Genomic DNA, 19,973 nt, shown 5'->3' with positions numbered 1-19,973 from the left:
CGACTCGAGGACAACCGTGACTGACCGTCTCCCTGCCGACCCCCCGAACAAACCGAGGACGGTCGGACCCGACCGTCTCCTCGCCGACCCCGGCACGAACCCCGCGAACAAGCCGACGCATCACGCACGTCCAGCAACGAAATCAGTAGTCTCTATTCTACTGGGGTTCGACTGGCTGAGCCTCTGCTGTGTACGTTTCGAACACCGACTGCGCCCACTCGCGGACAGCCGCTGCGTCGGTGTCGATCAATGCCTGGACCGTCCCGCTATCCCGTTCGTAACAGCTGATGGCGACGCGCTCGTCGAGAACTCCGATTCCGTGCGGTGGAAGGTCGTCGTGTTCTAACACCGTGAAATTGTCCTGTTGCATCATCTCTGCACTGCGCTCCGGGTACGTCGAAAGAAAATACGTGTGGCTGTGTGGTCGGTCCACCAGAACGACGTCCACTCCCGCATCGACCTGCTGTCGAAGAACGTCAAAGCAAGGCTCCATCAGGGCAATTTCGGGACGAACGAATCGAAGCTCGTTCGTCTCCTGGAGAAGTGACTCGAATCGATTCACCGGGCGGTAGGGCGCATCGGGTTCGGCGACTGTGACGGACATGGCTGCCCACGTCTCGAGGGGGTATTCGCTGACCACGTCGGGGAGCCAGTGCCAGACGTCACGCAATTTCCGCTCCGTTTCGACCCGTTCGATCAGGTCTACTATCCCCGACGCGATTACCTCACCCAGCCGTGTTGCTGTATACTGGTAGCTGTCTTTGCGGACCCAGATGCGGTCTTCGAACTCGTCCAACGTCCGCCGTATCGTGGAAGACGAGACGCCGGTCAATTCACAGAGTTCAGAGCGACTTCGAGGGCGCTCCGTCAGCGCGACGAGCGCCGGAACGCGATGTTGGGACCGTGCGAGATACGCGATGTCGTCGATCGGTGACTCCGCCTCTCTATATGGTATGCTATCACTTGCCATGTTTGAGTTACGTGAACAAGTGTGAAAACGATTCGGCTCTCTCATGCGACGAGCAATCATAGCCCAGCCGCATCATCCGCTATCGATCGGCCTGGGGGTTCAACACGGCGTCAGAGGGGATACGCGACGGTTTGAGCACCTCCAAAGACGGCGCGGACCTGCTGCGCTGTCACCTCTCCCTCACTCGAGTCGCGCGTCAGTGATTCGCACCCGACCCCGCGTCCCCTCCCATTCGGGTTCGTACTCGAGAGCGATCCGCTGATCCATGTGTGGTCCGTCCACCACGAACGTCTCGGAACCACCTTTTTCCGCTCGGGTTCGGTCACTTCGTACCCTCACCCATCGCGCAAAAATCTGGACCAAAAAATCCCGCTCGTTCGCCGGGTCGCGGCACAAAGCGCCGCGCCCTCGCTCACTCGCGGTACGACACCTACTCTTCGAGTCGCGCGTCAGTGATTCGCACCCGGCCCCGCGTCCCCTCCCATTCGGGTTCGTACTCGAGAGCGATCCGCCGATCCATGTGTGGTCCGTCCACCACGAACGTCTCGAACTCGCCGCCCTCACCCAGGATGTGGACGCCGTACTCCTCGTGGAGCGTCTCGAGCTCCGCGATCGCTTCTCGATCGAGGGTTCGACCGAGCCAGGACTCGTCCAGGCCGTGAGCGGCGACCTGTATAATCTCGATCTCGAAGCCGGCCTCGAGCATCGCGTCGGCCAGCTCCGCGGGGTCTTCCTGCCAGAGCGGAGCGAAGAGATCACAGCCCAGCCGGTCACACATTCCCTGGATGCGGCTCGTCTGATACTCGCTCTCGACGGCTCCCGCGGTGACGCCCGCGATCCCCCCCGGGAGGTCGCGATCGAGGGCCTCGAGGGCGGCCTCGAGAGGCTCGAGTTCGTCGTCGCCCTGCACGCTCGAGTCGGTGGCCGTGTCGGCCGCGAAGTCGTCGGGTTCGACGTCGACCAGTTCGATGCCGATGCTTTCGGCCGCCAGCGCGGCCAGCTCGGTCGCGGGGACGTGATACATGTACGAGTCGCCTGCGGGGTGGACAGTGACCAGTCGCTCGACCGGCAGCTCCCGCTCGAGGGCCCGATACAGCGCCCACGACGAGTCCTTGCCGCCCGAAAAGAGGCTCACCCACGCGCCGTCTGCATCGCTCATGGTCGGTGGTCGCGGAGGAGGGGTAAATGGATACCGAGTCGGGCGAGCTTACCGGGTCCGCTCCTCGGAGGCGTCGGGGGTCGTGTCGGCCCCGCCGTCGGTGAGCTCCGGGTCCGATCCGCCGTCGGTCCGATCGGCAGCGTCGCTCGAGCCGCTGACGGCGGCGGCGATCCGTGCCCCGACGAGGCTGATGACGATCGCGCTGACGACGAACAGCGCGAGTCGTTCGCCGGTTCCCATCACGAACCGCTCGTTCGAGAAGATGAGGAACTCGTTGGCCGGGACGACGAACTGACCGATGACGTCCTGTTGCTCGAGGAAGTACGCTGAGAACCCGCGGACGACCAGACTGACGGCGACGACGATGAACGGGAGGTTGAGAAACGAGCTTCGAATCGGGTCGTCACGGATTGCCTCGTCGAGCAGGCGGCCAGCACTGGCGGTCAGTGCGGCCATCGCCAACCAGGGGATGCTGTCGTACGCGAACTGCATCGCCGGAATCACGACGCCGGGTGTCTCGCCGAGATTCGAGACGCCCAGCGCGCCCACGAACAGGCCGACGAACGTGAGTCCGGCCGCGACCACGTAGGTCACGACCGATACCTGTCCGGAGTACAGCGATTCTCGCGTCTGGCGGGCGAGCCTGGTCAGGAGTTCGTCGACGTTGAACCCCTTGTAGAGCAGGAACAGGCCGATGACCGTCGTGATCGCGGCGGCCCCCTCGGCGGGTCCGACGGTCGTCGCGAGCAGGGGGAAGACAAGCAGCGTTAGCCCGATCGGAATCAACACCGTCTGGCGGAGCTCCTCGTCCGCGAGAAACTGCTTGAGGAGGTAGTACGTCGACTCGATATCGCGAGCCTGGCGGACGACGACCCGATCGACGGAGTCGACGCGAACGCGGCTCTCGACGATCGGAATCAGCCGTTCGTCCTCGGCGCTGTCGGTCACGACGACCGCCGAGTCCGGCTCGTGGTCGGCGATGAGATCGTCGAGTTGCTCGGCGACGGCCCGGTCGGCCGACACCATCGACTCGTGGTCGCCCGAGACGACCGCGACGACGACCTCCTCGTTTTCGTCGCGGAGGTTCTGGGCGACCCGCAGCGACTCGAGTAACGTGTTGACCCCGGAGTCTTCCGGATCCGCGAGGCCGACGTCGGTTACGAGCGCGCGGACTGCCTCCCAGCCGACGACCGGCGAACGGAGACCGGTCTTGCGGCCCACGTCGTCGGTCCGGTCGAGGCAGACGACCAGCGTTGTCACGGATAGGGATTGGACCCTCTGCAACGATAAAACCACTTACTCGGTAGCCGGAGAGCGGTCCGCACGGTCGGCCGCCAAACCGGTCTTCGTTCCGCACGATCGGAGCGGACGAGTAACATTTATTTACTCAAAATATAGTGATTAAATTGCATACCGAATGACTAAACAAAAACGACGATCGTTCCTGCAAACAATCGGCGCAGGAAGCATCGGCGCCCTGTCGACAGGGGCGGTCGGGACCGCAGCAGCAACGACGACGATTGCGATCGAGGGGGGCGGATACGACATCTGGAACGACGACGACGAGTTCCACTACTACTACGAGGAAGTCGACGGCGACTTCGACGTCACAGTCAAGATCGACGACCTCGAGGAGACCGACGCGTACGCCAAGGCCGGACTGATGGTCCGTCAGTCGCTCGCGAACGACGAGGAGCACGCGATGATCCGGAAGACCGTCGGCAACGACACGTCCGTCCAGTGGCGTTCGGACGACGGCGATCAGGCCGAGAGCACGACGTCGGACAGCGGCGAGGACCTGAGCAGGGTTTCGAGCGGAACGATCACCGCCGACTGGCAGCGTCTCGTTCGCGAGGGGGAGACGATACGGGCGTACGGCTCGGACGACGGCGAGAACTGGACGCTCATCGCCGAAATCTCGCCGTCGGCGGGGACGATCGACTTCGCCGACAGCGCCTACGTCGGCCTCGCGGTGACGAGCCACGACGCGGGGACCCTCTGTGCGGCGACCTTTTCGAACCTCTCGGGGCTCACACCGACCGAAAACACCGACGTCGGCGACGTCGAAGTTCCCGGCAGCGTCTCCACCAGCGACGGCGATACCGGCGGTGGTAGCGACCCCGCGCCGGTCGTTTCGACGGGGTCTGCCTCGAACGTCACCCCCTCGTCGGCCAGCCTCGGCGGTGCCGTCGACGAACTGGGCGGTGCCGACGAGGCGACCGCATACTTCGAGTACCGCGCGAGCGGCGCGCGGTCGTGGACCGCGACCCCCTCGCAGACGCTCTCCGCGACCGGTACGTTCAGCTACCAGGTCGGCGACCTCTCGGTCAATACCGCCTACGAGTTCCGCGCTGTCCTCGAGGCGAGCGACGGCGACGCCGATCGGGGATCGACCAATACGTTCGAGACCGCAGTCGACCAGACGGACGGGCTCGTCGTCGAGGGCGCCGGCACCGACATCTGGAACGAATCCGACGAGGGCCACTACTACTTCACCGACGTCAACGGCGACTTCGACGCCGTCGTCGCGGTCGACGACCTCGAGGAGACCGACGCGTACGCCAAGGCCGGACTGATGGTCCGCGAATCGCTCGACCCCGAGGCGAAGAACGTCATGATCCGACGGACGCCGGGCCACGACACGTCTGTCCAGTGGCGTTCCGAGAGCGGCGGCGACTCGACGAGCCTGACATCCGACGCCGGCGAGAGCGAGAGCGAGATTTCGGGCGGGACGATGGACGCCAGCTACCAGCGGCTCGTCCGGAGCGACGACACGCTCCTCGCGTACGCGTCGGCGGACGGGACCGACTGGACGCTCATGGCCGAACTCTCGAGCGACGTGATCGACCTCGAGGAAAGCGGCTACCTCGGACTCGCGGTCACCAGCCACAACGCGGGAACCCTGTGTGCCGCCGAGTTCTCCGAGCTTGGGGGCGTCTCGCCGACCCACAACCGGGACATCGGCGACGTCGCGGTCGCCGGCAGCGTCTCCGGGGACGACGGCGCACCGGTCGATACGAATCCCGTGGTCGCGACGGGTTCGGTCGCGGATATCACCGAGACGACGGCAGTGGTCTCGGGCCAACTCGACTCGCTGGGCGGGTCGTCCTCGGCGGCCGTCGGATTCGAATACCGCGCCGCTGTGGCGGAATCGTGGCTGACCACGAGCGGCGGGACGCTGTCCGAACCCGGATCCTTCAGCGCCGAGCTGACGGCGCTCTCGAGCGAGATCGATTACGAGTTCCGTGCGGTCGTCGAGGCCGGCGACGGCGACACCGATACCGGCGCGGTCGCAACGTTCGCCACCACCGGACCGGACACCGAGCCCGTCGTCACGACCGGCGAGGCCACGAGCGTCGACGGCACGTCGGCGACGCTGAACGGCACGCTCGAGGAGCTGGGCGGCCGGGCGTCTTCGGCGGACGTCGCCTTCGAGTACCGCCCCGTCGCCGACGACGAAGCCGAGGACGACGCCGAATGGGAACGCTCGAGCGCGGACACGCTCGCGGAACCCGGCGAGTTCGGTCAGAGCGTGTTCGGGCTCTCGGCCGAGACCGACTACGAGTTCCGCGCGGTCGCCGAGGCCGACGACGGAGACGTCGACACCGGCGAGACAGCTGCGTTCACGACCGACGAAGCCGCCGACGATTCGGGTGGCGCGTTCTTCGACCTCGACGACGGGTTCGCGACGCCGGCACCGTGGCTCGACGACGACGTCGACGTCTACAGGGTACGGGAACCGACCCGCAGCGCGGTCGAAGCTCCGTTCCAGGCGAGTGGCCCGCGCGTGGTCGTCTTCGAGACCAGCGGCACCGTCGACCTCGGGGGCGACACGCTTCGAGTCACCGAGGATAAGTGCTGGATCGCCGGACAGACGGCTCCCTCGCCGGGAATCTCGTTCATCAACGGCATGCTGCAGGTCGCCGCCGACGACTGTGTCGTCCAGCACGTCCGCTCGCGGATCGGCCCCGGTTCCGACGGGAATATCCAGGGCAACGACTCGTTCAACACCGAGGACGAGACGACGAACAACGTCGTCGATCACGTGACGGCCTCGTGGGGGACCGACGAGTGTCTGTCCGTCGGCTACGACACGAACCGGACCACCTACACGAACAACCTGATCTACGAGGGGCTGTACGACCCCTACGGCGACGGCTCCGATCACAACTACGGTACGCTCGTCGGCGACGGCGCCGACAACGTCACGCTGGCAGGCAACGTCTGGGCGAAGATCCGTGGCCGCGTGCCGCGGCTCAAAAGCGACACGGAGTCGGTCGTCGTCAACAACTTCGCGTACTTCTACGATTACGCGGCCGACGCCGACGGATCGACCGTCACGAGCTTCGTCGGAAACGTCTACACCGGCGTTCTCGACACCGGAGACGCACCTCTCGAGGGTGGCTCCGCCTACCACGAGGACAACGTCACCGCCGATCCGCCGCTGGACGACGACCAGCCCTTCGCCGAGACCGACTCGCTGAGTTCCCGGCCGCTGTGGCCCGACGGCCTCGAAACGATGTCCTCGAGCGAGGTCGAGGAACACAACCTCCGGTACGCCGGCGCGCGGCCGGCCGACCGGACGGCCAACGACGAGCGGATCGTCCGGGAGATCGCCGATCGAGCCGGCAACGATCGGCTCGACTCGGAGTACGACTACTGGATTCCGGATCCGGACGCGGTCGGCGGCTACCCCGATCTCCCCGTGAACACGCACTCGCTGTCCGTCCCCGATTCGGGCCTTCGCGAGTGGCTCGAGGGGTGGGCACTGGCCGTCGAGGAGCCGGGAGCGAGCCCGCCCTGAGTCGAGAGGGACACCGATTCGCTACGTTCGAAGCCGAAACTCCCGGTCGCCGGTGACGCCGGCGATTCCGGCCCCGAAGGCGTACGCGATCCGTTGGGCACCCGTTCCGACGCGAGCCATCAGCGGCCGTTCGGGTTCGAACTCCTCGACGGTCACCTCGTCGGTGTCGAGCCGATCCGCGAGTTCGGTTTCGATCTCCCGGCGGGTACCGAGCTGATCGACCAGCTCCATGTCGGCGGCTTCCTCGCCGAGGTAGATCCGGGCCTCAGTATCGCGAACGAACTCCGGCTCTAGATCGCGGCCGTCGCTCACGCGCTCGACGAACGTCTCGTAGTAGTCGTCGATCACTCCCTGCAGGTACTCGCGTTCCTTCTCCTCGAGTTCCTTCAGCGGGGTGCCGGCGTCCTTGAACTCGCCGGCGGCGAAGCGCTCGTAGGAGAGGCCGACCTTCTCGGCGAGGTCGCTGGCGTTGACTCGGGAGCCGATGACGCCGATCGAGCCGACGATCGAGCCCTCGCGGGCCCAGAGTTCGTCGCAGCCGCTGGCGATCCAGTAGCCGCCGCTGGCACAGACGTCGGTCGCGTAGGCGACGGTCGGCCCGTCGAAGCGCTCGGCGGCCAGGCGAATGTCGTCGCTGGGAACGACCTCGCCGCCGGGCGTGTTCAGCTTCACCAACAGCGCTCGCACGTTGTCGTCGTCGTTCGCGCGATCGATCTGCTCGACGACGTCGTCGGCCGGCGTCGACCCCGGACTCGTGGGTAGTCGGCCGCCGCCGCCGTCTCGGCTGATCGGCCCCTCGACGGCGACCTCCGCGACGTCGTAGGTCGGAAACAGCGAGTCCGCGATGTTGCTCGCGAACCGTACGCCGACGAGGGCGACGGCGATCGCGACCAGTACGCCAAGCAGGTCCGTCAGCGTCTCCGGATAGACGACGAACAGGACGACGGCGATCGCGACGGACGCGAGCGCGCCGAGGCCGACCGTCAGGAGTCGATCTATCCCACCGCTACTGACCACGGACAGCACCTCGAGTCATATCGGAACCTGGGGTCGGTTCCGGTTAAGGGTTCACGTTCCGAGCAAAGCCACGGACGGTCGCTGCGATCCGAGTCAGCGTACCCGCTTTTTCGCTCGGAGATTGCTCTCTCGTCACCGTGACTCGGATCGCGACCCGCCGTCGGTCTGGGCCGACCGCGTCGGATCCCCCTCCGAAACGGGGTTCGTATCCGTCGGTTCCGCCCGGTCGTCGCTCTCGACGACGGTCCCGTCCCCGATCTCGATCTCGGTTTCGGCCGAGGACTCCGGATCGGATTGGGTCTCGAGCCACGCTCGCACGAGGTTCACGCCGTCCTGGAAAAACGGCACCGGATCGGCGGCGGACGCGTAATCGAATCGGGGGTGCCGAAGGAGCGACGTGGCGACCTCGCGGACGGCGGTGCCCAGCGAGGGCCGGTCGACGAGCGGGTACTCCTCGGTCGCCACGCTGTGGAGATAACTGAGTTCCCCCCGGAGGAGGTGGCCGCCCATGCCGACCGCGTACGTCGGGCCCGTTTCGATCCGTTCGCCCGTCGCGAGCTGCCAGTAGTAGTGGGGGAAATCCGCGCCCGCCCGGACGGAAAACGGCAGCGACGACCAGAACCGGGGATTGATCTCCATCAGCTTGAACTCGCCGTCCGCGGGATCGCGCAGGAACTCGACCATCGCGAGGCCGTGCCACTCCAGTTCGCCCAGTAGCGCCCGCCCGGCGGTCTCGAGGGCGGGAACGTGGATCGACTCCCGGTAGGCGCTTGGTCCGCCACAGTACTTCCATCCCCGACGCTGGCAGTGCTGAAAGGTCGCGACCGGTTCGCCGTGGTCGTAGAGGGCGAAGAATCCGAACTCCCGTACGTCGGGGATCCGTTCCTGGACGAGCGGGGTGTGTCCCCGTCGGTCCCGCATTGCCTGTGGGTCCGGTCGCGTTCCCGGCCGCTGGTACTCCGTCGAACCGATTTCGGCGTCGTCGAACCGCGAACCGAGATAGGCGGGAGCGGCCACGGTGTAGCGTGGTTTCACGATCGTTTCCCGATCCCAGTCGTCCCACTGGTCGAGGAGGGCGGTCTCGGGAGCGCCGACGCCGGCCGCGCTGGCGGCCTCGAAGAGTTCGACTCGATCCTGGACCCGTTGGAGCGTCTCGAACTCCGGCCAGGGGGTCGCGATCTCGGCGGCGAAGGCCTCCTTTCGGTTCGCGAGGACGTAGACGTCTTCCTCCCGGACTGGGATGATCGTCCGAACGTCGGGCCGCTCTGCCAGCGAGAGCAACGCGTCGCCGTACGCGACGAGATCCGTTTCGGGGTCGGGGAGACTGACGAACTCGTCACGGTAGGTCGAGGCGGCTGCCGGAGTCGACCGTGACTCGGAGCCGACGATGGTTCGGACGCCACGCGGTCGAAGCGAGCGGAGACAGGCGACGGTACTCGGCGCGTCGATTCCAGGTACGACCACGCCAGCCTCGCCCCTGTGACGTTGCATGAGCGACAACTGGGTATCGTATCGCATTGTTATGGATCGGCTACGCGATGCGATCCCTCGGCGTTCGCCGGCCGTCCTCATCGCCGGCCGGACGTTTCGAACACGGCTCATTACATCTGCTCTCGGTCCGGCACCGGGAATCGTCGCCCATCCACACCCCTCCGCGATCGGGGTTCGCATCGCGTACACCGCAGTAGGTGGCGATTACTGGCTCGAGGAGGGTGGCTTCGGGCTGTTCGGATCGTCGCTCTCCGATGACGGCACCAGGACGGCCGGACGCCACGCTGGCGAGTCAGGGAGCCCCGTCCGCGATCACGTACTGGACGTGGACGAACTCCTCGAAGGACATGGGTGCTCGCCCTTCGATCTTCTGCTGGATCTCCTTGGCGTCCAGGTCGATCTCGAGGTGGCTCTCGACCGCATCCACGTCGAGAACGGCGGTCGACATCCCCAACAGCAGGTGCTCGAGCGCCATCGTGACGATCGTTTCCGAATCGGGTTCGCCCGCCTCGAGCGACTGGATCCGGGCGGCCTGCTCGAGGGTCAACGAAGGCGACTCGCCCGCGGCCATCGCCTCGAGCGTCTCCGGCTCGAGGTCGGTTTCGTCGGCGACGGCCTCGGGCCCGCGTTCGTCGACGATCGTTGTGAAATCGGCCTCGTACTCGGCCCGGAGGTCGGCGGGCGAGTCGGGAACGGTCAGCCGCTGTTCGTAGAACATATGCGAAGGGACGGGAATGGCGTAGAAAGGGATTGTGACATTCCCGTTGGTCACGTGCCGCCGTACCCGGGCGGCCGGCGCTCCGATATCGACGACGGGTGGCGGCCGGTCGGTGGGCCGATTCGACCCCGCGGCCGACGTTACTCGTCGCCGCCCGTGACGGCCGTCGCGCCGTCGGTCGTCGATGCGGTTTCGGGGGGCGCCGCTCGAGTCTCGGACGTGATCTGCCAGCCGGTCACGCCCATCAAGAGGAGCACGAGCGGCGACAGGAAGCCAAAGAAGTAGTACGGCGCGTACGACAGCGTCGGGACGCCCAGCGTTCCGGCCATGAACAGGCCGCCGCTCGACCACGGGATGAGGACCGCGGTCGTCGTGCCCGACGCTTCGACGGCACGCGAGAGGTTCTCCATCTTCAGCCCCTGTTCGCGGTAGAGGTTTCGAAGGGACATCCCGGGGACGACGATGCTGATGTACTGTTCGGCCGCGAGGACGTTCATCGAGATCGCGGAGAGGATGGTGACGCCGGTGAGACTCGCCTCGCCGCGGCTCAGTCGGCCGAGGTGGTGTGCGAGAACCGCCAGCACGCCGGCACGCTCGAGTAACCCCCCGAGCGAGAGCGCGGCGATCGCGATCGTGACGATCCACGCACCGCCGAGCAGGCCGTCGCTCTGGAGCAACCCGCTTACCAGTTCCATCCCGGTCTCGGGGGCCGTTCCGGACTGTGCGACGGTCCACGCCGCGGCGAATCCGGTCCCCTGGACGCCGACGGCGGTGAGGACGCCGGCGAACACGCCGACGCCGAGCGCCGGCAGCGCCGGCAGGCCGTAGATTGCCAGTCCGAACGTCAACACCAGCGGCACGAAGACCAGCGGTGTCACGACGTACGTGCCCTGAATGGCACCCTGAATCTCCGCGACCCGTCCGGCTGGAATCGTCCCGGAGGCACGGAGGCCGAGGATGGCGTAGAGCCCGACGGAGAGGCCGAACGCGATGAGCGTCCCGAACCGCATCGCGTTGATGTGATCGTAGAGGTCGGTGTTCGTCACGGCAGCGGCGAGGTTCGTCGTGTCCGAGAGCGGGGACTGCTTGTCCCCGGTGTATGCGCCGGTCAGAATCGCGCCGGCCGTCATCGGCATCGGAATGCCCAGCCCAGCCCCGATACCGATGAACGCGACGCCGAGCGTCCCCGCGGTCGTCCACGACGAGCCGACGGCGAACGTGACGAGCGCCGCGAGGATCGCGGTCATCGGCAGGAAGACCGCCGGCGTGAGCAGTTCGAGCCCGTAGTACATCAGCCCCGGAATCGTCCCCGCCTGAATCCACGTGGCGATCAGCGCATAGACGACGAACATGATGAGGATGACCTGCATCCCCATGAGGAGGCTATCGGTAATTCCGTCGTACTGGTCCGCCCACGACAGGCCGAGGTGGTACCGGGCGAACAGCCCGGTAAACGCGATCCCCCAGAGGAGCGGGAACTGCGGGTCCAACTCGAGCAAGACGATCCCGACGCTGAGGAACCCGAGCATCGCCACGACGGGGACGAGCGCCGCAAGCAACGACGGCCGTTTCTCGGGATCGATATCCTCGAACAGTTGCGGCTCGAGCGCTACCATCGGGTCACCTCGAGCCCGAACCGGTCGCGACGGCGTCGAGTCGACGACGGAAATCGCTGTCGACGGACAACCGATCGATCGGTGTCGGCAGTGCCTCCCGCGTCCGGAACGGCGTCCACACGCCCGGTCGGTCTCGTGGACGGTGTCGCCCCAGGCCGGAGCCGTTGTCTCGGTTTCTCGGTTCGATGCTGGGCGCGCGTTGGGTGGGTGATGCCCGCTACCATGTAAACAATACTCGTAGTTTGATCCAAGTAGTACTGGTTTCCATATGGCGAACTTTTTATATACTTGGCTGTCAGTGCGGCGCGTTCGTCCCGACGAATCCAGTCCGGTTGTATATCGGTTTCCGTTCCGCGCTCGCCGTCGCGTCGAGTGACAGTCCGTCTCCGCAAACTGTCGGGGGCATCGGTGTAAGTGGCGTTACAGTCGGCACACGGAAGCGTCCGAACCGTGTCACCGCACTCGCGACCGCAGTCCAAAACAGCGAAAAACAAGCGTCGAAACGGACGGTACACCGGGACGGCGTTCGATGGGATCGGCCGACCGTAGCGTCGCTGGTCTCACGCCACGCCGTCGTCGAGGTCCTGTTCGATGGCCGCGAGCAACTCGTCGGAGCGGATCAGGTCCGCCATCGTCTCGATGTCACGGTGGATGGGACGATCCGTCTCGAGGTGCGGGACGTGGTCGCGGATGGTTCGGTGGGCGGCCCGCGTCCCGACGCCGGGAACGCGGTCGTCGACGAAGTCGAGCGCCTGGGCGGCACAGGCCAGTTCGATGCCGACCACGCGTATCGTCCGGTCGACGGCGTCGCTGGCGACGTGCGCGCTCTGGGCGCTCATGCTCACGTGATCCTCCTGGTTGCCGCTCACCGGGACGCTGTCCGTCGACGGGCGACCCTGCGTCTGGATCGTGCTGACGAGATCCGCGGCCGTATACTGAGCGATCATGTAGCCCGACTCGAGGCCGCTGTCGGTGGTCAGGAACGGCGGTAAGTGCGGCTCCTGGACGTTCGGATTGAGCAGCCGATCGAGCCGCCGTTCCGCGATCGACGCCAGGTTCGCGAGGGCGCTCGTCACGTAATCCAGCCGCAACGCAAGCGGCTGGCCGTGGAAGTTCCCGCCGGAGAGCACCGCCGCCCGATCGGTGCCGCTCGCTCGCTCGTCGGCCTCGTCGGCGGGGAAGACCAGCGGGTTGTCCGTCGCACTGTTGAGTTCCGTCTCGATGGCCGCCCGAAGGTGACGAATCGCGTCGCGGACGGCTCCATGAACTTGCGGGAGACACCGGATCGAGTAGGCGTCTTGGACCCGGTCGCAGTTCCGGTGTGATTCGACGATTTCGGAGCCGTGCGTCAGCCGGCGGATGTTCTCCGCGCTCGTGGCCTGGCCCTGATGCGGGCGGACGCGCTGGATGCTGGGGTGGGCGCTCGCCGTGGTGCTCATCGTCGCTTCCGTCGTCATCGCTCCGGCGACGTCCGCCATCCGCATCGCCCGCTCGGCGTCGCGGACGACGAGCGCGCCGATCGCGACGGTTAGCTGCGTCCCGTTGATCAGTGCCAACCCTTCCTTCGGCCGGAGATCGAGCGGCTCGAGGCCGACGCGGGCCAGCGCCTCGTCGCCGGCGAGGCGGTCGCCGTCGACGAGCGCTTCGCCCTCCCCGATGACGACGAGTGCGAGGTGTGCGAGGGGGGCGAGATCGCCGCTTGCCCCCAGGCTTCCCTTGGCCTTTACGACGGGGTGGACGCCGTTGTTGAGCATGCCGACGAGGAGATCGACGACGCACTCGCGGACGCCGCTGTACCCCGCGACGAGCGCGTTGAGCCGCGTCACGAGCATCGCCCGGATCTCCGGTTGCTCGAGGTCCCGACCGGTGCCCGCGGCGTGGCTTCGGATGAGATTGTGCTGGAGGGCTTCGATCTCGTCGCCTGGAATCCGCTCCTGAACGAGTTCGCCGAACCCAGTGTTGACGCCGTACACGGCCTGTCCGGAGTCGACGATATCGGCGATCCGCTCGCGGGACGCGCGGACCCGTTGCCGTGCCGAGTCAGGAACCGAGACGGTGGCTCCCTCGCGGGCGACGCGTTCGACGCCCGCCGGCGTGAGCGAGCTCCCGTCGACGACGACGGACTGGTCACTCACGGTGGACCACCTCCCCGCCTTTCACGACGGTTCGAACGGTCGACACGCCGAAATTGTACGGGAGATGCTGGTAGTCGGCGACGTTCGCGACGACCAGATCGCCCGGCGCGCCCTCGCACAGCGTCCCGGTCCCGTCCGTGCGATCGATGGCGGCGGCGGCGGTCCTGGTCGCGCTGCGGATCGCCGCGGCCGGTCGCATTCGCATGCCGTTGCAAGCGAGGTCGATAGCGAACTCCATGCTCTGTGAGTAGCAGTTCGGGTTGAAATCCGTTGCAATCGCCACCGGCACGTCGGCCGCCTCGAAGGCCGCCGCGTCCGCGTACTCGGTCCCAAGCGAGAACGCCGTTCCGGGGAGCAAGACGGGTGTGACGCCCGCCTCGCCGAGCGCGTCGATATCGTCGTCGGTCGCCTGCAACAGGTGATCGGCACTCGTCGCCTCCAGGGAGGCAGCCAGCTGGGAGCCGCCGAGTCGCTCGAACTCCTCGGCGTGGACCTTCGCTGCCAGGCCCGCTTCTTGTCCGGCCTCGAGAACGCGGCGGGACTGTGCGACCGAGAAGACGCCCGCTTCACAGAACACGTCACAGAACTCGGCGAGGTCGGCCGCCGCGACCGCCGGGAGTTGTTCCTCGACGACGCGATCGACGTAGTCGTCGGCTGTCACTCCCTCGGGGACGGCGTGAGCCCCCATAAACGTCGGCACCACGTCGATCGGGTGTCGCTCGTCCGCCGTGGCGATCGCCTCGAGCAGTTTCAGTTCTGTCTCGACGTCGAGCCCGTAGCCGGATTTCACTTCGGCCGTCGTCGTCCCGTGGGCGAGCATGACGTCGAGCTGTGCCACGAGGTTCTCGACGAGTTGGTCACGGGACGCCTCGCGCGTCGACCGAACGGTCCGCAGAATGCCACCGCCGTCCTCGAGTATCTCCTGATACGACGCTCCCTCGAGCTTCGCGGTGAACTCGTCGGCACGGGTCCCTCCGAAGACGGCGTGCGTGTGCGGATCGACGAACCCTGGTAGTATCGTCTGCCCGGTCGCATCGATGCTATTCGCTGCGTTCTCCGGCGGATACGCACGGGTGATTTCGTCGGTCGATCCCGTTGCGACGACGACGCCGTCGTCGATCGCGACGGCCCCGTCCGGGATCACCTCGAGCGCGTCGTGCTCGGTCGGCGTCGCGAGCTGGGCGGCGTTGGAAACGACGAGGTCGGTCATGCTGCCCACCCCGCGAGGGCGTGTGCGACGGTCCGCGCCGCGGCATCGACGGTTCGGCCGTTCTCGTCGAGCGGCGGCGCGCATTCGACGACCTCGAAGCCGGCGAGTCGGTCGTCGGCCGCGAGGCGACCGACGATATCGAACACCTCCCGTGGTAGCAATCCGCCGGGCGTCGGGGCGCTGACGCCGCAGTAGGGTGCGTCGAGAACGTCGATGTCGACGCTACAGTAGAGTCGGTCGACGTCCTCGAGCGCAGCCAGCGCTCGCTCGACCGCTCCGGCGGGATCGGCCCCCGTCTCCGTGGCGGTGACGACGGCCCCGCCGCGTTCGCGGACGAACTCGTGGTAGGCCGTGCTCGTCTCGAAATGGCGCGCGCCGAGACACGCGTAGCCGTCCAGCCCGGCCTCGTGTAACTGACGATAGGGCGTCCCGCTGGTCGGGCCGTCCCGCGTCTCGCGGACATCGAGGTGGGCGTCGATGTTGACGACGCCGACGCTGGCGTCCCCGAGCAGCGGGGCGACGTTCGAGTAGGTCAGCGAGTTGTCTCCGCCGAGGAACACCGGCAGTGCTTCGCGCTCGTGTATCGCCGCCGCGCGCTCGCGGACCGCTCGCTGGACGTCGGCGACGGAGCCGTCGGGAATCGGCACGTCACCGAGGTCGGCGACGCCCCGGACGGGACCGCTCCCGAAGTGATGGGTCGTCACCCCCGACAGCGACTCCCTGAGCGCACGGGGGCCCGCAGCCGCCCCGGGTCGGGAGATGACCGCACCGTCGTACGGCTCGCCGACGAGGACGGCATCGAACGCGTCGGCCTCCTCGAGCGTCGTCGCGGTAACGACGTCGCCGAACTGCTCGTCGACTGGGTCCGACGACGGTCCCGACCACGTCGGCGGGTCGATAAACGAACTCATTCGTCCTCCCGCATCGGCACGTGGACGTCCGACGTTGCGGCCTCCTCGAGCGCCTCGTCGTAGCCGGCGTCGGCGTGGCGGATGACGCCCATCCCGGGGTCGGTGGTAAACACGCGCCGGGCCTTCCGTGCAGCGAGGTCCGTGCCGTCGAGAACGACGTGGTTGTTGGTGTGTAGGGAGTTCCCGATCCCCACGCCGCCGCCGTCGTGGACGCTGACGATGTCCGCGCCGGCAGCGCAGTTGAGCAAGGCGTTGAGCACCGGCCAGTCGGCGACGGCGTCCGAGCCGTCGCGCATGGCTTCGGTCTCCCGGTTCGGGCTGGCGACGCTGCCCGCATCGAGGTGGTCGCGCGTGACGACGACCGGGGCCGAAATCTCGCCCTCGGCGACGAGGTCGTTGATGTGCAACGCGAACCGTGCGCGTTCTGTCAGCCCGTCGTCGGCCTGATAGCCCAGCCAGCAGACGCGGCTGGGCAGTCCCTGGAAGGAGACCTGCTCCTGTGCGAGGTCGATCCAGCGGTGGAGTTGCGCTTTGTCCGGGAACAGTTCCTTGACGGCCTCGTCGGTCCGGTGGATGTCCGACTCGTCCCCGGAGAGGGCAACCCAGCGGAACGGTCCCTTGCCGCGGCAGAACAAGGGCCGAACGTACGCCGGCACGAACCCCGGGAAGTCGAAGGCGGTGTCCAGCCCGCGGTGTGTTTCGACCTGGCCGCGGATGTTGTTCCCGTACTCGAAGGCCACCGCACCCCGGTCCTGCATCGCGAGAATCCCTTCGACGTGGCGCTCCATCGTGTCGAGACTCTCCGCGACGTACCGTTCGGGGTCGGACTCGCGGAGCGCGTCGGCCTCGGCGACGGTGTAGCCGCTCGGATAGTACCCCTCGAGTTCGTCGTGGGAACTCGTCTGATCGGTGACGATCTCCGGCACGAACTCCCGCTCGAGGAACTCGTCGAACATCTCCGCCGCGTTCATGTGGAGCGCGATCGAGCGCGGTTCGCCGGCCGCCGCAGCGTCGCGGGCCAGTTCGATCGCCTCGTCGATGTCGTCGGTCTTTTCCATGCAGTAGTCCGTCTCGAGTCGCCGGTCGATGCGCCGCTCGTCGACTTCGGCTGCGATACAGACGCCGTGGTTCATCGTCACGGCGAGTGGCTGTGCACCGCCCATCCCGCCGAGACCGGCGGTGGCGGTGATGGTCCCGCGGAGTCCCTCGCGGTCGGGGAAGTGCTGGCGTGCGACCTCGGCCAGCGTCTCGAAGGTCCCCTGGATGATCCCCTGCGTGCCGATGTAAGCCCACGAACCGGCGGTCATCTGCCCGTACATGATGAGCCCCTTCGACTCGAGTTCGTGGAAGTGCTCCCAGTCGTCCCAGTGACCGACGAGGTTCGAGTTCGCGATCAGCACGCGGGGCGCACGTTCGTGCGTTCGAAACCGCCCGACCGGTTTCCCCGACTGGACGAGCAACGTTTCGTCGTCGTCGAGGCCCCGGAGTTCGTCGAGGATCGCGTCGTACGCGTCCCAACTCCGCGCGGCGCGGCCGGTCCCGCCGTAGACGACGAGATCCTCTGGCTCCTCTGCGACCTCGGGATCGAGGTTGTTGTTGAGCATTCGCAGGGCAGCCTCCTGTCGCCACCCCTCACACTCGATGTCGGTCCCCGTCGGAGACCCCTGGTATTCACGCCAGTCCGACGACGGCTCGCCGATTTCGTGACCGGAGTCGTCTCGTGTCATGCGTCTAGTGCTCACGCTAGCGAACGTGAAATCCTGTCACTCTCCCTTTGGCCAATATTTTTTAAGTAAACCGGGCGAACGTGCGCTATGTACAAGGCGGTGTTTCGGATCGAGAGCGACGATCCGTACTCGAGTTCGACGGCGAAAAACGAGACGAGCATCGAGTTGTGGTGTAACGATCACTGTGATCTGCTTCACGTGACTGGGGATCAGCAAGCCGACGTGGAGGCACAGGTGGCCGCGGAAGTCGGGGTTCGACAGCGGATCGAAAACGACAGCGACCGGACGATCGTCACGGAGTCGTGTCTGAAACAGTACGGGGATGACTATATCGAAGCGCCGCTTGCCGCCAACGACTGTCTCCTCTTGCCGCCGTTACGGTACGAGAACGGGGCGAAGATCGTTCGCGTCCTCGCGCTCACCGCGTCGAACCTGACCGCGTTCTATAGCGACATCGCGGCTGATTCGATCGTGACCGTCGAGTCGAAAAAAGAACTGCAAACTGTTCGCTCCGAGACGCCGGTCCTGTCGGTCGACTCCTTCCTGCCGACGCTCTCCGACCGCCAGCGCGAGGTGTTCCTGGCCGCCTACGAGTGGGGGTACTACGAAATCCCGCGCGGGACGACGACGGCCGACATCGCGGACGCGCTGGATCTCAGCCGTCGGACCGTCGACCATCACCTCAGACGCGCCGAGGAAAAAATTGCGGACGCGTTCGCCATGTACCTCTAGGGGCCGACCCCGAGTCCGCGTGGTCGGGTTCGATCACCGTCGCCGAACGCTTCAGCCAATCGAAACGTTCAACAGACCTCCAACATATGTGGCGTACATGAAAGTAGCCCTGATCGGAGTCGGTCAGGCAGGCGGCAACGTCACCGAACGGCTCGCCCGGTTCGACGCGAACATGGGCTTCGAAGCCGTCCAGGGCGCGCTGGCCGTCAACTCTGCGGAAGCCGACCTCCAGTCCCTCCAGTTCGTCGATACCCAGTTGATCGGCGCCGACCGCGTGAACGGGCACGGCGTCGGTGCCGACAACGAACTCGGTACGGACGTGATGCAGTCGGACGTCCAGCAAGTACTGGACGACCTCGACGGCCGCGTCACGTCACGGTCCGAGGCCATCGTCGTCGTCGCCGGCCTCGGCGGCGGCACCGGCAGCGGCGGCGCGCCCGTCCTCGTCCACCACCTCCAGCAAATCCACGACATCCCAATCTACGCGCTGGGCATCCTTCCGGGACGCAACGAAGGGGCGCTCTATCAGGCCAACGCCGGTCGCTCCCTGAAGACGCTCCTCCGGGAGGCCGATTCGACGCTGCTGATCGACAACGACGCCTGGCACGAACAGGGCGAGAGCATCGAGAGCGCCTTCGAGACGATCAACGAACGGATCGCCAAGCGGGTCGGCCTGCTCTTTGCCGCCGGCGAAGCCGTCAACGGCGTCGGCGAGAGTAGCGTGACGTCGAAGACGTCACGGACGAGCGGCGGCGCAGCCGCCGCTAGTGTCGTCGACTCGAGCGAGGTGATCAACACCCTTCGGGCGGGCGGCGTCGCGGCGCTGGGGTATGCCTCCGAGGTCGCCAGCGAGGACAGCAGCGAGAACATCACGAACACGATGAGCGTCGCTCGACAGGCGCTGTTGACGGGGACGAGCCTGCCGGACGCGACGACGGCAGACTCGGCCCTGCTCGTCATCGCGGGCCAGCCCGATGCGATCCCGCGCAAGGGCGTCGAGCGGGCCCGCCGTTGGCTCGAGGACGAAACCGGGAGCATGCAGGTTCGCGGCGGTGACTTCCCGCTGGACAGCGACCGACTCGGCGCGCTCGTCTTGCTCGGCGGCGCGGAACGGTCCGACCGGATCGAGGCGTTCATGGAACGCGCCCGCGAAGCGAACGACGCGCAGGAGTCGGAACCGACGGACCACGCCGAGGTGTTCGCCGACGATCGACTCGAGAACCTCTTTTGAGACGATCGGACGGGACGATTTGCGGATCGAGTCCCCGCGAGACGCAACTCGTCGGCGGTGACCGTCCTCGAGACGCGAGTCGGTGTTTACGGACGGCTATCCGACAGGACGACCATCGACGGCCCGCCCTCGCTGCCGACACGAACGAAGCCGACGGCTCGCAACGGCTGGTGCGGTCGGTATCGACCTGCTCGAGGGTGTCGCCACGACACCGAGCGCATGCTTCGCGTCGGCGGGACCGGCTTCGAACCG

Annotated in this window: 14 protein-coding genes and 1 pseudogene; 3 read left to right on the top strand and 12 right to left on the bottom strand. The window is 66.6% G+C overall.

The annotated features are described in order from the left end of the window. Positions 1–157 precede the first annotated feature (157 nt). From CP557_RS15000 to CP557_RS14985, 4 genes and pseudogenes are all read right to left on the bottom strand, one after another. A complete protein-coding gene (locus tag CP557_RS15000; RefSeq protein WP_097380650.1) occupies positions 158–970 on the bottom strand; it encodes a helix-turn-helix transcriptional regulator in 813 nt (270 codons plus the stop codon). Between the two features lie 180 nt (positions 971–1,150). Then, a pseudogene (locus CP557_RS14995) lies at positions 1,151–1,279 on the bottom strand (diphthine--ammonia ligase); the annotation flags it as partial. Between the two features lie 121 nt (positions 1,280–1,400). After that, positions 1,401–2,129 (bottom strand): diphthine--ammonia ligase, encoded by a 729-nt coding sequence (locus CP557_RS14990; RefSeq protein ID WP_097380649.1) that lies wholly within the window; start codon positions 2,127–2,129, stop codon positions 1,401–1,403. 48 nt (positions 2,130–2,177) lie between these two features. Next, positions 2,178–3,389, bottom strand: a complete 1,212-nt coding sequence (locus tag CP557_RS14985) for a DUF373 family protein (protein WP_245853022.1) — start codon at positions 3,387–3,389, stop codon at positions 2,178–2,180. Between the two features lie 157 nt (positions 3,390–3,546). Between CP557_RS14985 and CP557_RS23105 the strand changes: the two genes are divergently transcribed. Next, positions 3,547–6,933: a hypothetical protein gene (locus CP557_RS23105; RefSeq protein WP_245853020.1), complete on the top strand. Its 3,387-nt coding sequence runs from the start codon at positions 3,547–3,549 to the stop codon at positions 6,931–6,933. Positions 6,934–6,954: 21 nt separating this feature from the next. On the opposite strand, the gene sppA is transcribed toward CP557_RS23105, so the two are convergent. From sppA to hutU, 8 genes are all read right to left on the bottom strand, one after another. Then, positions 6,955–7,950 carry a signal peptide peptidase SppA gene (gene sppA / locus CP557_RS14975; RefSeq protein WP_097381664.1) on the bottom strand — a complete coding sequence of 332 codons (996 nt, stop codon included), beginning with the start codon at positions 7,948–7,950 and terminating at the stop codon, positions 6,955–6,957. Positions 7,951–8,082: 132 nt separating this feature from the next. After that, the gene (locus CP557_RS14970) at positions 8,083–9,441 is read right to left on the bottom strand and encodes a carboxylate--amine ligase (protein WP_097381663.1); all 1,359 of its coding nucleotides are present in this window, start codon (positions 9,439–9,441) and stop codon (positions 8,083–8,085) included. Positions 9,442–9,733: 292 nt separating this feature from the next. Next, positions 9,734–10,159 (bottom strand): DUF5791 family protein, encoded by a 426-nt coding sequence (locus CP557_RS14965; protein WP_097380648.1) that lies wholly within the window; start codon positions 10,157–10,159, stop codon positions 9,734–9,736. Positions 10,160–10,299: 140 nt separating this feature from the next. Further along, on the bottom strand, positions 10,300–11,775 hold the full coding sequence (gene arcD, locus CP557_RS14960) for an arginine/ornithine antiporter ArcD (protein WP_097380647.1): 1,476 nt from the start codon (positions 11,773–11,775) through the stop codon (positions 10,300–10,302). 560 nt (positions 11,776–12,335) lie between these two features. Next, positions 12,336–13,910: a histidine ammonia-lyase gene (hutH, locus tag CP557_RS14955; RefSeq protein WP_097380646.1), complete on the bottom strand. Its 1,575-nt coding sequence runs from the start codon at positions 13,908–13,910 to the stop codon at positions 12,336–12,338. Continuing rightward, positions 13,903–15,120 (bottom strand): imidazolonepropionase, encoded by a 1,218-nt coding sequence (gene hutI / locus CP557_RS14950; RefSeq protein ID WP_097381662.1) that lies wholly within the window; start codon positions 15,118–15,120, stop codon positions 13,903–13,905. Before hutI ends, hutH begins: the two co-directional genes overlap by 8 nt. After that, positions 15,117–16,031: a formimidoylglutamase gene (hutG, locus tag CP557_RS14945; RefSeq protein ID WP_097380645.1), complete on the bottom strand. Its 915-nt coding sequence runs from the start codon at positions 16,029–16,031 to the stop codon at positions 15,117–15,119. The genes hutI and hutG overlap by 4 nt, the downstream gene beginning before the upstream one ends. Beyond that, complete coding sequence (hutU, locus tag CP557_RS14940; protein WP_097380644.1) at positions 16,028–17,758, bottom strand: urocanate hydratase; 1,731 nt, start codon at positions 17,756–17,758, stop codon at positions 16,028–16,030. The genes hutG and hutU overlap by 4 nt, the downstream gene beginning before the upstream one ends. A gap of 87 nt (positions 17,759–17,845) precedes the next feature. Between hutU and CP557_RS14935 the strand changes: the two genes are divergently transcribed. Both CP557_RS14935 and CP557_RS14930 read left to right on the top strand, forming a co-directional pair. Then, positions 17,846–18,490 (top strand): helix-turn-helix domain-containing protein, encoded by a 645-nt coding sequence (locus tag CP557_RS14935; protein ID WP_097380643.1) that lies wholly within the window; start codon positions 17,846–17,848, stop codon positions 18,488–18,490. Positions 18,491–18,587: 97 nt separating this feature from the next. Further along, positions 18,588–19,721, top strand: a complete 1,134-nt coding sequence (locus tag CP557_RS14930; protein ID WP_097380642.1) for a tubulin/FtsZ family protein — start codon at positions 18,588–18,590, stop codon at positions 19,719–19,721. Positions 19,722–19,973: the final 252 nt, after the last annotated feature.

It is taken from the genome of Natrinema ejinorense (assembly GCF_002494345.1).
Lineage (GTDB): Archaea > Halobacteriota > Halobacteria > Halobacteriales > Natrialbaceae > Natrinema > Natrinema longum.
Note: the sequence above shows the minus strand (reverse complement) of the source record. Positions and strands in the feature narration are given on the sequence as shown.

Bases quoted from the DNA above. Each gene is read 5' to 3' on its own strand.
- CP557_RS15000 (WP_097380650.1), bottom strand. From the start codon at position 970: ATGGCAAGTGATAGCATACCATATAGAGAGGCGGAGTCACCGATCGAC.
- CP557_RS14990 (WP_097380649.1), bottom strand. From the start codon at position 2,129: ATGAGCGATGCAGACGGCGCGTGGGTGAGCCTCTTTTCGGGCGGCAAG.
- CP557_RS23105 (WP_245853020.1), top strand. From the start codon at position 3,547: ATGACTAAACAAAAACGACGATCGTTCCTGCAAACAATCGGCGCAGGA.
- CP557_RS14970 (WP_097381663.1), bottom strand. From the start codon at position 9,441: ATGCAACGTCACAGGGGCGAGGCTGGCGTGGTCGTACCTGGAATCGAC.
- CP557_RS14965 (WP_097380648.1), bottom strand. From the start codon at position 10,159: ATGTTCTACGAACAGCGGCTGACCGTTCCCGACTCGCCCGCCGACCTC.
- arcD (WP_097380647.1), bottom strand. From the start codon at position 11,775: ATGGTAGCGCTCGAGCCGCAACTGTTCGAGGATATCGATCCCGAGAAA.
- hutI (WP_097381662.1), bottom strand. From the start codon at position 15,120: ATGACCGACCTCGTCGTTTCCAACGCCGCCCAGCTCGCGACGCCGACC.
- hutG (WP_097380645.1), bottom strand. From the start codon at position 16,031: ATGAGTTCGTTTATCGACCCGCCGACGTGGTCGGGACCGTCGTCGGAC.
- hutU (WP_097380644.1), bottom strand. From the start codon at position 17,758: ATGACACGAGACGACTCCGGTCACGAAATCGGCGAGCCGTCGTCGGAC.
- CP557_RS14935 (WP_097380643.1), top strand. From the start codon at position 17,846: ATGTACAAGGCGGTGTTTCGGATCGAGAGCGACGATCCGTACTCGAGT.
- CP557_RS14930 (WP_097380642.1), top strand. From the start codon at position 18,588: ATGAAAGTAGCCCTGATCGGAGTCGGTCAGGCAGGCGGCAACGTCACC.